This is a genomic window from Aeromonas aquatilis, assembly GCF_054052405.1.
Map to the genome: position 1 here is coordinate 1 of NZ_JBSTYP010000091.1, position 12,403 is coordinate 12,403.

At 55.7% G+C, this 12,403-nt stretch carries 14 protein-coding genes; 7 read left to right on the forward strand and 7 right to left on the reverse strand.

The genetic code is table 11. From position 1 onward, the window contains the following. Window positions 1–270: 270 nt before the first annotated feature. From ACW5W8_RS22380 to ACW5W8_RS22400, 5 genes are all read right to left on the reverse strand, one after another. A complete protein-coding gene (locus ACW5W8_RS22380) occupies window positions 271–936 on the reverse strand; it encodes a hypothetical protein (RefSeq protein ID WP_498630513.1) in 666 nt (221 codons plus the stop codon). An 11-nt stretch (window positions 937–947) separates the two neighbouring features. Further along, a complete protein-coding gene (locus tag ACW5W8_RS22385) occupies window positions 948–1,577 on the reverse strand; it encodes a hypothetical protein (RefSeq protein WP_498630515.1) in 630 nt (209 codons plus the stop codon). Window positions 1,578–1,588: 11 nt separating this feature from the next. Further along, window positions 1,589–2,242 carry a hypothetical protein gene (locus ACW5W8_RS22390; RefSeq protein WP_498630517.1) on the reverse strand — a complete coding sequence of 218 codons (654 nt, stop codon included), beginning with the start codon at window positions 2,240–2,242 and terminating at the stop codon, window positions 1,589–1,591. A gap of 133 nt (window positions 2,243–2,375) precedes the next feature. Then, a complete protein-coding gene (locus ACW5W8_RS22395; RefSeq protein ID WP_498630519.1) occupies window positions 2,376–2,705 on the reverse strand; it encodes a type II toxin-antitoxin system YafQ family toxin in 330 nt (109 codons plus the stop codon). Further along, complete coding sequence (locus ACW5W8_RS22400; protein ID WP_498630521.1) at window positions 2,677–2,955, reverse strand: type II toxin-antitoxin system RelB/DinJ family antitoxin; 279 nt, start codon at window positions 2,953–2,955, stop codon at window positions 2,677–2,679. The genes ACW5W8_RS22395 and ACW5W8_RS22400 overlap by 29 nt, the downstream gene beginning before the upstream one ends. 224 nt (window positions 2,956–3,179) lie before the next feature. Between ACW5W8_RS22400 and ACW5W8_RS22405 the strand changes: the two genes are divergently transcribed. From ACW5W8_RS22405 to ACW5W8_RS22435, 7 genes are all read left to right on the forward strand, one after another. Beyond that, window positions 3,180–3,737 carry a recombinase family protein gene (locus tag ACW5W8_RS22405; protein WP_471706158.1) on the forward strand — a complete coding sequence of 186 codons (558 nt, stop codon included), beginning with the start codon at window positions 3,180–3,182 and terminating at the stop codon, window positions 3,735–3,737. Between the two features lie 2 nt (window positions 3,738–3,739). Beyond that, window positions 3,740–6,709 (forward strand): Tn3 family transposase, encoded by a 2,970-nt coding sequence (locus ACW5W8_RS22410; RefSeq protein ID WP_498630523.1) that lies wholly within the window; start codon window positions 3,740–3,742, stop codon window positions 6,707–6,709. 1,084 nt (window positions 6,710–7,793) lie between these two features. Then, entirely contained in the window at window positions 7,794–8,135 is a 342-nt protein-coding gene (locus tag ACW5W8_RS22415) for a DUF1413 domain-containing protein (RefSeq protein ID WP_498630525.1), read from the forward strand. A 160-nt stretch (window positions 8,136–8,295) separates the two neighbouring features. Next, entirely contained in the window at window positions 8,296–8,556 is a 261-nt protein-coding gene (locus tag ACW5W8_RS22420; RefSeq protein WP_498630527.1) for a ParC-related protein, read from the forward strand. A gap of 58 nt (window positions 8,557–8,614) precedes the next feature. Then, window positions 8,615–8,965 carry a type II toxin-antitoxin system RelE/ParE family toxin gene (locus tag ACW5W8_RS22425; RefSeq protein ID WP_498630529.1) on the forward strand — a complete coding sequence of 117 codons (351 nt, stop codon included), beginning with the start codon at window positions 8,615–8,617 and terminating at the stop codon, window positions 8,963–8,965. Further along, complete coding sequence (locus ACW5W8_RS22430; RefSeq protein WP_498630531.1) at window positions 8,965–9,267, forward strand: helix-turn-helix domain-containing protein; 303 nt, start codon at window positions 8,965–8,967, stop codon at window positions 9,265–9,267. Before ACW5W8_RS22425 ends, ACW5W8_RS22430 begins: the two co-directional genes overlap by 1 nt. A gap of 172 nt (window positions 9,268–9,439) precedes the next feature. After that, window positions 9,440–10,477, forward strand: a complete 1,038-nt coding sequence (locus ACW5W8_RS22435) for a ParA family protein (RefSeq protein WP_182934362.1) — start codon at window positions 9,440–9,442, stop codon at window positions 10,475–10,477. 510 nt (window positions 10,478–10,987) lie between these two features. Here ACW5W8_RS22435 and ACW5W8_RS22440 read toward each other — a convergent pair. Beyond that, complete coding sequence (locus ACW5W8_RS22440; protein WP_103244764.1) at window positions 10,988–11,230, reverse strand: molecular chaperone GroEL; 243 nt, start codon at window positions 11,228–11,230, stop codon at window positions 10,988–10,990. Between the two features lie 34 nt (window positions 11,231–11,264). Next, the gene (locus ACW5W8_RS22445; RefSeq protein WP_498630534.1) at window positions 11,265–11,909 is read right to left on the reverse strand and encodes a ParA family protein; all 645 of its coding nucleotides are present in this window, start codon (window positions 11,907–11,909) and stop codon (window positions 11,265–11,267) included. Between the last annotated feature and the right edge of the window lie 494 nt (window positions 11,910–12,403).

The following is a 12,403-nucleotide window of genomic DNA, read 5'->3' on the forward strand; positions in this document are numbered from 1 at the left end:
ACGCTTGGTGGTCACCCGAGCAGATGGACGAGGTCATCGACTGGTTGACGTTCTACAACCACCGCCGGCTGCACTCCACGCTGGGCTACGTCAGCCCCATGAAGTTCGAAGCCAACTGGCGCACGGGCCAGCTCAACAAAGCCGTATAGCCGAGTGGCTATGGACTACGTCGTACAGGGGCAAGGTCACCCGTTCGGGCTCATTCCGCGAAGCACTTGCCGGCCCTGCGGCCTCCTGGTCAATCCCGACCGGCCGCCCTTGCGTCCGCGGTCACCGTGCGCACATGAAAGCCTGCCGCTCGGTGGACTGGGCCAGGCGCTTGCGCTGGTCGCTCGACAGCACCGCCTTGGCAGACGCATGCGCCGCCAACCCGGCAGCCTCCACTTCGCACAGGGCGGCCGGTTCGTCCAGGCGGCCCTCGCGCCAACGGCTATCGATGTCGCGCAACCGCAACTGCTCGTGCTCGTAGATGCGCGCCAGTTGCACGCGCTGCGCGGCGTCAAGCACCACCGTGCCTGGCGCGCTGATCAGCTTCTGGACCCGCCAGCTGGAAAACTGTTCGGGCCGCAGCACGCTGGCCTCGGTGGGCGTACTGCGCGCAGGCACACGGGCCAGATTGGCCATGCGCTGCTCGAAGCCGGCCTTCTCGTGCGCGCTGCCACGCAGGGCCAACAAGTCGCGCCGTTCTTGCCGGTACGCGGGCGCCAAGCGTTCGGCCTGCGCCGCGCTCAGATCGGGCACCTCGCGGCGCAGTTCGGTCAGCCGCTCGGCCACGAAGGCGGGCTCGGGAGTGCTCTGCGCATGGTCGAGTGCGTAGTCGGGCAGCAGGCTCATGGCCGCGGATGCGGCGATTTGGCTGCAGCCGCCCACGCTGAGCGCGCCTGCGGCGACCGCGGCAATGGACAGGCAGCGCTTGAGCGCGTTGGTTGTATTCATGTCATTCACTTTCAGTGCATCAGGAAACTGCCGGTCATGACGCCGGCCTCGTCGAATGCTATCACGATCTCGGGCAGGTCGCCCTCGGCGGCGATGATCGCCTCACGCAACTGGCGATCCTCGGCCACGAAGACGTATCGGGGCACCAGTTCTTCGGCCTCTTGCCCGCCTGCCAGATCACGCAGCCATTTCATGTTATCCACGATTGCACGCTGCAGGGATGCTTGCGGGTTGCGCAGGCGCCGCGGGCGGATCGCGTGCCGAGGCAGCGCCTCGGCCGGTCCTTGCGCACGCTCGGCATCACTCACCCAGCCGTCGAAGCCCGGCCAGCGCAGCATGTCGATCGGGTAGTTCTGCGGGTTCTTGGCCCGGCCCGCCTTCCAGTGCCCGACGGCCCGCTCGAAGACGGCCCGGTCGTCGCGCCAGCGCGCCAGAATCATGGCCGCACTGTCGCGCTGAAAGCCGTTCCAGCCCTGGGCCGACGCAAGCGCCGGCTGGGTCAGCGCCGCGGCCAGCGCGGGCACATCGCGGTCCGATATCGCCGCGGATGCGGCGATTTGGCTGCAGCCGCCCACGCTGAGCGCGCCTGCGGCGACCGCGGCAATGGACAGGCAGCGCTTGAGCGCGTTGGTTGTATTCATGTCATTCACTTTCAGTGCATCAGGAAACTGCCGGTCATGACGCCGGCCTCGTCGAATGCTATCACGATCTCGGGCAGGTCGCCCTCGGCGGCGATGATCGCCTCACGCAACTGGCGATCCTCGGCCACGAAGACGTATCGGGGCACCAGTTCTTCGGCCTCTTGCCCGCCTGCCAGATCACGCAGCCATTTCATGTTATCCACGATTGCACGCTGCAGGGATGCTTGCGGGTTGCGCAGGCGCCGCGGGCGGATCGCGTGCCGAGGCAGCGCCTCGGCCGGTCCTTGCGCACGCTCGGCATCACTCACCCAGCCGTCGAAGCCCGGCCAGCGCAGCATGTCGATCGGGTAGTTCTGCGGGTTCTTGGCCCGGCCCGCCTTCCAGTGCCCGACGGCCCGCTCGAAGACGGCCCGGTCGTCGCGCCAGCGCGCCAGAATCATGGCCGCACTGTCGCGCTGAAAGCCGTTCCAGCCCTGGGCCGACGCAAGCGCCGGCTGGGTCAGCGCCGCGGCCAGCGCGGGCACATCGCGGTCCGATATCGCCGCGGCCAGGCGGATCACGGCAAGGCCGACATCGCTGCCCGTGGCGTGCTTGAGTGCGCGCGCCACGACCTGCGGCGCGTAGCTGTCCAGGCCGAAGGCCAGGGTCAGGAAGTCGGTGTCCATGGGGGTCGTCTCAGAAAACGGAATTTAAAGTACGCTAAGCCCTGGCTAACCGCATGACCGGCAGCGATGCCAAGCCGACGAGTGCGACCGTAAAAGGTTGCTCCAGCATAGAACGTGAACGACGCTCCTCTTGTTACTCGAACAAATCGGCATGCGTGCCGGTGCGCACGAACACAATCAAGCCATGCTTTGCGCTGTCATCGAGCTTGTAGGCCAACAAAAAATCGCCGCCGACATGGCACTCCCGATGTCCTTCCCAGTCACCACCCAAAGGGTGATCGAGCCATTCCGGCCCGAGAGGGCCATCGTTAGCGATCAGCAGTAGCATCGCTTCCTTGAGCCGGTTCATGTCATAGCGGCCAGCCCGCGACAACCGCTCCCAGTCCTTCAGGAAGGACTTCGCATAGTCCGCCGCACGAGGCAACGAGGCGCGCTTACTTGCGGCTGGTCTTTTCGAGGTCATCAAACAGTTCAGTAGCAGTGTCAAAACGGGCGCGACGTGTGCGTGCAATCTCGTCAGCCTCGACCATCGCGGCGCGAGTTTCGGCGTTCGGCACCTTGAGCGCGAACGGCATTTGCTTGTCGGCGACGACGCGCATTAAAAATACGCGCACGGCGTCGGAAACGGACAGGCCCATCGCGGCCAGCGTCTCGGTGGCTTGCGCCTTAATTTGTTCGTCCACGCGGACGTGAACCATTGTGGTGGTAGCCATAGCGGCCTCCTTTTGGTGAGAGTTGCATTGTATCTCAAATGCTCTCAGTAAGCAAGGTGCGCCTGCGCCTAGCACATTGTTGATTGTCAGCTTGAGCTATACCCTAACCTGATGTCAGATGCTGGGCGCAAGTCACGTCAGAATAGAGTTGTAGTTTGTATTTATTGACACTAACCGCCAAGGGTAATAGATTTCATCCTGACACTTTCACCTTTGGAGGCATCTTGCAAGGTCAACGTATTGGCTATGTCCGCGTCAGCAGCTTCGACCAGAACCCTGATCGGCAACTGGAGCAAATCGATGTCGGCAAGGTCTTCACCGATAAGGCTTCCGGCAAGGACACACAACGTCCCGAACTTGAAAGGCTGCTGGCCTTCGTCCGCGAGGGTGATACCGTGGTGGTGCACAGCATGGACAGGCTGGCACGCAACCTTGATGACCTGCGCCGCATCGTTCAGGGACTGACACAACGAGGCGTGCGCATGGAGTTTGTTAAAGAAGGGCTGGCGTTCACCGGCGATGACTCACCGATGGCCAACCTGATGCTGTCGGTCATGGGGGCTTTTGCGGAGTTCGAACGCGCACTGATCCGCGAACGCCAGCGCGAGGGGATCGTGCTTGCCAAACAGCGTGGTGCCTACCGGGGACGAAAGAAATCGCTAAACAGCGAACAAATTACCGAGTTGAAACGGCGAGTCGCGGCTGGCGATCAAAAAACTTTGGTGGCCCGTGACTTCGGCATCAGCCGCGAAACCCTGTACCAGTACCTGCGGGAAGACTGACCATGCCGCGCCGCTCAATCCTGTCCGCCACCGAACGCGAAAGCCTGCTGGCACTGCCAGATGCCAAAGACGAACTGATCCGGCAGTACACGTTCAACGAGACTGATCTGTCGATCATTCGTCAGCACCGTGGCCCCGCAAATCGATTGGGCTTCGCTGTGCAACTTTGCTACTTGCGATTTCCCGGCATCATTTTGGGCATCGATGAGCTTCCGTTTCCGCCCTTGTTGCGCATGGTGGCCGCGCAACTCAAAGTGCCAGTGGAAAGCTGGAGCGACTATGGCCTGCGCGAGCAGACACGGCGGGAGCACTTGGTTGAGTTGCAAACGGTGTTCGGGTTCAAGCCCTTCACCATGAGCCACTACCGGCAAGCCGTCCATACATTGACAGAACTGGCCTTGCAGACCGACAAAGGCATTGTGCTGGCCAGCGCCCTTGTCGAAAACCTGCGGCGGCAGGCCATCATTCTGCCCGCCATAAATGCTATCGAGCGGGCGAGTGCCGAGGCCATCACCCGTGCCAACCGGCGCATTTACGCGGCGTTGACCGATTCTTTGTTGTCGCACCACCGTCAGCGCCTGGACGAACTTCTCAAGCGCAAGGACGGCAGCAAATTGACGTGGCTGGCCTGGCTACGCCAGTCGCCCGTCAAGCCGAACTCTCGACATATGCTTGAACATATCGAGCGCCTCAAGGCTTGGCAGGCGCTTGACCTTCCCGCAGGCATCGAGCGACAAGTTCACCAGAACCGCCTGCTCAAGATCGCCCGAGAGGGTGGACAGATGACACCCGCCGACTTGGCCAAATTCGAGGAGCAACGACGCTATGCCACTCTGGTTTCGCTGGCCATTGAAGGCATAGCTACCGTCATCGACGAAATTATTGACCTGCACGACCGGATTATTGGCAAACTATTCAACGCCGCCAAAAACAAGCATCAGCAGCAGTTTCAGGCTTCCGGCAAGGCGATCAATGACAAGGTGCGGATGTATGGCCGCATCGGCCAAGCCTTGCTGGAAGCCAAACAAAGTGGCGGCGATCCGTTCGCCGCCATCGAGGCAGTAATGCCGTGGGATACCTTCGCCGCCAGCGTCACGGAGGCGCAAAAGCTCGCACAACCGGAGAGCTTCGACTTTTTGCATCGCATCGGTGAAAGCTACGCCACGTTGCGCCGCTACGCGCCGCAGTTCCTGGACGTACTCAAGCTACGGGCGGCGCCAGCCGCCAAGGGCGTACTCGATGCCATCGAGGTGCTTCGCGATATGAACATCGACAACGCCCGCAAGGTGCCCACCGACGCGCCGACCGCATTCATCAAACCGCGATGGGCCAAATTGGTGCTCACGGACGATGGGATTGACCGGCGTTACTACGAGCTGTGCGCCCTGTCGGAGCTAAAGAACGCGCTGCGCTCAGGAGATGTCTGGGTGCAGGGTTCGCGGCAGTTCAAGGACTTCGATGAGTACCTTGTACCGGTCGAGAAATTCGCCACCTTGAAGCTGAGCAACGAATTGCCGCTGGCAGTAGCCACCGATTGCGATCAGTATTTGCACGACCGACTGGCATTGCTGGAACAGCAGCTTGCCACTGTCAACCGCATGGCGGCGGGCAATGATCTGCCGGATGCCATCATTTCCGAGTCCGGCCTGAAGATCACGCCGCTGGACGCGGCAGTGCCGGAGACTGCACAAGCCCTAATCGACCAGTCGGCGATGCTGCTGCCACACGTCAAGATTACCGAACTGCTGATGGAAGTTGATAAGTGGACAGGCTTCACCCGGCATTTCACGCATCTGAAGACCGGCGACACGGCCAAGGACAAAACCTTGCTGCTGACGACTATCCTGGCTGATGGCATCAATCTTGGACTCACCAAAATGGCTGAGTCCTGCCCTGGAACGACCTACGCCAAACTATCGTGGCTGCAAGCTTGGCACATCCGGGATGAAACGTATTCGACGGCGCTGGCCGAGCTGGTGAATGCGCAGTTTCGACAACCTTTCGCCGAAAACTGGGGCGATGGCACCACATCATCGTCAGATGGCCAGAATTTCAGAACTGGTAGCAAGGCCGAGAGCACGGGACACATCAACCCAAAATATGGCAGCAGCCCAGGACGGACTTTCTACACTCACATATCCGACCAATACGCGCCTTTCAGCGCCAAGGTGGTCAACGTTGGTGTGCGCGATTCAACCTATGTGCTCGATGGCCTGCTGTACCACGAATCTGACTTGCGGATCGAGGAGCACTACACCGACACAGCGGGCTTTACCGATCATGTCTTCGGCCTGATGCACCTACTGGGTTTCCGATTCGCGCCACGTATCCGTGACCTGGGCGACACCAAGCTATTCATCCCAAAGAGCGATACCGCCTATGACGCGCTCAAGCCGATGATTAGCAGTGACCGGCTGAACATTAAGCAGATACGCGCCCATTGGGATGAAATCTTGCGGCTCGCGACCTCGATCAAACAGGGTACGGTGACGGCCTCGCTGATGTTGCGCAAGCTCGGCAGCTATCCGCGTCAGAACGGACTGGCCGTTGCACTGCGCGAGCTGGGGCGGATTGAGCGCACGCTGTTCATATTGGATTGGCTGCAAAGCGTGGAGCTGCGTCGCCGCGTTAATGCCGGACTGAATAAGGGCGAAGCGCGCAACGCGCTGGCCAGGGCTGTCTTCTTCTACCGATTGGGTGAAATCCGCGACCGCAGCTTTGAGCAACAACGCTACCGAGCCAGCGGCCTCAATCTGGTGACGGCGACCATCGTGTTGTGGAACACGGTTTATCTGGAGCGTGCCACCAGTGCTTTGCGTAGCCATGGCAAGGTGCTGGACGACACGCTGTTGCAATATCTGTCGCCGCTGGGCTGGGAGCATATCAACCTGACCGGCGATTACCTCTGGCGCAGTAGTGCCAAGGTCGGTGCGGGCAAGTTCAGGCCGTTGCGACAGCTGCCACCGGCTTAGCGTGCTTTATTTTCCGTTTTCTGAGACGACCCCACGTTCAAGTACAACGGCGCTATTGAGCTTATCAAGGAAATGCTTGAAGAGATCCAAGAGTCCAATCCCAATTCCCCGTTAGCCAATCGGGATTTTTTTGCGGGGCAGGCTCAAGGAGCTTGCCTTACAAGAGGCTTTGCAGAGCGGCTTAGTTCTGGATTATGAGAATGATCGAGTAAGCGATAAACCCTGACGCTTAACAGTGGCTCTACCCTTGATGGACTCTGTTTTGCTTCACCTATTGGCGGCCGCGGTCGTCCGTTGGACGCGCTCGATGTTCCGAGCGATTTGTTCCTCTTGTGGTAGTGGTGAAACCATAAAAACAGCATTAAGATCATGCTGTTATGGCGTTTTTGCCACCATTTTTACGACATGCCTCTGGTTAAATACTCCTTTTCTTTCAATGCGTTACACCAGCTTTGCTGGTGCGTAATGTGTATGGCTGTTGACCACCGTTTTTAAGGGCAGAATGACGGCGTGAAGAGTGGCTATGTCGTTAAGGGTTGCACTGTTCGGGGGTACTGGAACACCGCGAAGCGGATACCGGTACAGATCCGGTACAAAAGTGGGACAGAACCGGTACAAAACTGGGACAGAAGTGGGACAGAAGTGGGACATTTGCAGGGCGAGGCGGGGGGGGGGCGAAAAACTGGGGCCAGTGGCCCCACTTTCCCACCGTCGAGACTGCTTATCACGAGGATGACTCGACGGGCGGAGCAAGATACCGAAACAGGCCGCAGGATGCAAAAACAGGCTGAAACCATACCCCGCAGGATCCGGCCCTCAAACCGCCTCAGAAGCGTTGCAAACTTTCAGGCAGTAAACGCCCTGCCTTGTGTGTCGAAACGCCCCAAAACGCGATACAGGCGGCCTGTTCGCCGCCAGCGCCCCGTTTTAGCCGCTAAAAATCGCAATTGAACATAAAAGGCGTTACGTGAAAGCAATTTCGTTATGTTTTGTAAAATAATTCAACTCCAATATTGAATTATTTTGTGTGTTAGAGCATGCTATCTCCAACTTAACGAACACCACAAACATGAGGTACATCAGCATGAACATATCTCTTACTCTCCCTGCTTCCATTAAGGCTTGGGCACAGGAACAAGAGGACGTTGAAGTCGCAATCTTGAAGGTGCTCGAATCGCACATTGCTACCACTGATTCGCCCACGATTCGCGCTGTTCGACTGTTAAAAGACAATGCCAGAAAAATGCCGGAGGACGTGGAATTTGAAATCCAACAGGTGATTGGCAGGGAGGGGTGGGAGCCGTTGTCGCGTCCTGATCGTTTGAGTCTGGGGAAAGAGATTAAGAGAAATCCGGAACGCCACGGTCTGGTTTTTGTTCGCAAGACATCCTCGAACCATGCGCTTTATAAGCGGTTGGAGAGCTAGGATAGGGTGGCATGAAGGTCGATGCCTTGATTGCGCATAAGGGGGCGTTACGTTAAATCGGACGCCCTTTTTGCTGCCTGCCATCCTGCAAGATGGCTTGTTTTGCAGGGCGTTATCTCCCATCCTGCGCTGCACTGTCCCTTGCCTCGGAATCTCCCCCATGGAAACCATTACCCATCCCACCCTGGTACAACTGGTGGCGGCCGGTGCCGTCCGTGTCGTGGTCGCCGTGGGCCAGCCAGGAGGTTGGACCCTGCTGGTGCGCTACGGGCTGGCCGAACGCGCCCTGGCCGCCCAGCGCAGCAAGCAGCTCAGAGTATTTCGCAAGCTCGATACCCTGGTGGCTTACCTACAGCAGATCGGCGTCAGCCACTTCGGGGTTGATTCCACTGGCTTCATGCTTGCACTACGACAGCGGTAACTTGTTACCTATGTCGAGATCCTCTAGAATATAAGCTAAAGGTTATATTTGGTGCGCTATGTGGACAGTAAAAACGACCTCTTTATTCGATGTCTGGTTTGATGAACAAGACGAGGCCACGCAGGAGAAGGTTTTGGCTGGGTTGCTTGCCTTGGCACAGGGCGGTCCATCGGTAGGGCGCCCCCTAGTTGATACCATCAAGGGATCTCGCTTTACGAACCTCAAAGAGCTGAGAGTTCAGCACCAGGGGGATCCGCTACGAGCGTTCTTTGCTTTTGACCCGTTGCGGCAAGCCATCGTGTTGTGTGCTGGTAATAAGGGCGGTAACGATAAGCGGTTTTACAAAGAGATGTTGCCGGTCGCTGAGGCGGAATACGCCAAGCACTTAACTGAGTTGGGGGTAGGGTAATGGGAAGAACACTGAATGAGATGCTGGCCTCCCGCTCGGTGGATAGTCAGCAGCGGATCCAGGAGATAGCTAACGAGCTGCTGCTGGAGGTGCGCTTGCAAGCGCTGCGTGAAGAGTTGGAAGTGTCCCAGGTGGAGTTGGCCTCTGTCCTCGGCATCAGCCAACCGGCCGTTGTGGCGATGGAGCAGCGGGGGAATGATATCAAGCTATCCACCATGAAGCGTTACGTGGAAGCAATGGGTGGGAAGCTGCGTGTTGATGTTGAGCTTCCTACAGGGAGGCATGTCGGTTTCAACGTCTAATCGCTTAATCCAGGCTACCAGCGGCCAGCTTATCAAGCTGGCCGCTTTGCTATGTGGGATCGGGTGAACATAAAAGGCGTTATGTGCACTAACTTTCCATAGTTGCTCTTTCATTTTGACTAGTTTTCCTTTTTGTCACACAATGTGGAAAACTAATCGAGGGAGGTGGGTTATGACTAGTGTTGCCAAGTTGATTGATCGACAGGATGATATTGCGAATGGTGTTGCTGCCCCTTTGGGGTTGCCTAAGTTTGATACGTACGCCATTTGCAATTTAAGGGGGGGGATAGGAAAGACTTCTCTAGCTTTTAATCTTTCTTATTACACAGATGATCTTCTCGTTTTGGATACCTGCCCACAAGGTAATCTTTCTTATTTTTTTGATAATAACTTCTTGTCTTCAAATTCATTAAGTGTAAATGATTTGCTAATGCCTTATTTTGTTCCTGGCTTAGGTTTTGCAACTAGGGTCGCCAAAAAAATCAGCGCCACAAACAATTTTTTTGCATCAAAAAATAGCTATTTCATTCCATCCAGTAGCGATCTTTATATACTTCCAACTCAAATAGCTAACGCCTTGGCGCAGGCAAGGTTAATTGCTGGCCCAAATCAAGTGTCAATTATTGACAACATGCTTTTTTCCTTGAAAAAAGAGATTAGCCGAGAGTGGGGGGAGACGGAGACATCCAAGTGCTTGATTGACACATCCCCCTTCTTCTCTGGGGCTACACATCTGTCATGGCATGCTGCAGATGCCTTGATTGTTCCGGTCAGAACAGATCAGCAATCAATTAACTCCTTGGAGCTTTTGCTAGATACACTGTCTAATCCAGCAAGTGAATTTAGGCGAGTAATGCCATCAAATCAGCACACTCCAAAAATACAGATGGTTGTTTTAACCCACTGTGGTTGGTCAACTGTTCCTGGAGCAAAGAACAAACCAAATAATCAAACGAAAGTGTATCTGGAAAAGGTGAGAGATATTGTGAGTCGAAACATTACTCATTTCACTACCCAGGATCCTGATAATCACATTCTTTTGTTGGATGATTTTTTGGGTTGTGGTCGAATGTCATCAGCGAGGTCTAAGCCAATTGAGCTTCTTAATCCAGGGGAGTCAATGACAATTAATAGAGTCAAGGCAACCGTCAATCCATCTGTTATGAAAATAAGGCAAGAACTTAAATTCATAAGTCAGAATATTTGGTAAAAATAAAGCCGCTATCATTGGTCGCGCTGCGTTTGCCGACTTCCTATCCTGGCGCGACAGATGTCTCTCGTCGCCTCTCGTTTGGAGGTGGTGGTCAAAAGTTAAAAATGATTGGTCAAATTTCGACTTTGATTGTGGGGCCACTGGCCCCACTTTCCCACAGTGGAGATGGTGTGTTTATTCCCAGGCATTCTTACTTCTTTGTGGATTTGCTGGGTTTTAACGAATCGGTATTCCCCGGCGTATCTTTATTATCACGGCGACGTTGATCCGGTTTCCCGGTTGACTTAGCAATTGGTTTCGGACCTGGTTTAAGAGCCATAGCTGTTACCCTTTAGTGTGTTAGAGGATGTCCCTCTAACTGGATCTGTGGGCTTTACTTGGCTCTATCAAGAGTTACTGAAGAATTTATGTGCAGTAACAGGCGTTACGGTAAACTGACGCCACTTTTCTCTTTATCTGTTGTATTGAGGTCATGCTCACTGGCGGGTATGGCTCGCTACGTAATTGTTACCTCTGTTCGTCGTCTTCCAGCGCTTTGCGGACTGCCTCGATGATGTACGCGGTGAATAGCAAGCTGGTATTGCCCTTCTCCCTCAACGCTGCGTGGCGTGTAAAAAATTCCAGTGGCATGTTCTGGATGTTCTTGGCCTTGGTAGGGATCTTCCCTCTGCTGCTGTCAGTCGCCGTTACCACCTCTTTGAGGGGGGCTCCAGCGCCAAGGTCGTCCAGATTGATTAGTTTTTTTGCCATAAAAACATCTCTTTTGTGTTTATTTGATATTGAATTAATATTGTTTTGTCAGCGTGGCAAGTTTTGACCGCACTTCTTCCGCCAATGCTTTTGCCTCCATACCCGCTGCGCTGCTGCGAGTAGCTGCTCTCTCCGTCACTCCCAAACCTGACTCCATTTGGTTGGCCCAGTCCGCCCGTCGGCTCAACTTGGAGGTCATCATGGTGAGGTGCGGCAGCCTGGTTAGCTCATCGCTGATCGCTGCAAAATTCTTGCGGCTGGGATTGGTGCGAGTCATCAGCACATGCGCTTGGATAGGTTCCCCAGTTGCTTGGCTGATTTCGGCAAGCACTCGGTTGAACCTCACTAGCCCGATCTGTTCTGTGATGTCGTCGTTTGACGGGGCGATGATCAGATCAGCCGCAGCGATGGCGATTCGAACCAGCTCGCTGTCAAACCCACCACAGTCGATCAGAACCAGATGCTCACCAACCGCCTTCAACAACTTGATCAGGGCTGCCTTGTCGAGGTTTGCTCTCACATCCCAGCGTAGCTCTGCTGGTCGTCGGCCGTTGATGATGGCAATTCCCTGGTGTGCGTCCAGATCTATGATGATCTCCGGTTTCAGTTCTCCCGCCAGTTGCACTACTGTCGTCGTTTTACCGACCCCTCCCTTGTTATGTGCCACAGCAACGATCATTTGAGGCTCCTAATTTGATGTTTATTTGGTTCTTATAGAATACAAAAAACATATTTATTTGGTATCAAATAATGAAAAAAAGCCAATCCGTAGATTGGCTTGATTGGCGGTTGTTGGCTCGACAAATTAGATCAACTGGTTTGTTGGATTTTTACCCTGATCTGCAATTTACGCGCTTGATCACGATGACGCCCTTGCGCTGATCTCTATCCGGCGCGTATTCTGGCAACCAGAAACGAAAAAACCGCCTTGCAGGGCGGTTTCTTCGAAGGTGTTGTCAGTTGGGGAACCGACTTCACCTGGTAACGGCTCCGTGCGGGAAGCAGCTACCAAAAGTCCTAATCAGTTTAGCGGCCATTCGGCCATTCAATCAAGCTTTTCCCGCAACTCGACCCGTTACCGAAGGCCACCACCTTTGGCGCTTTGTCGTACCCGCACGGATTGGAAGCATGAGTTTGTTGCCGTGTGTGGGTGTGGTTGGTCGGGCAGAACGG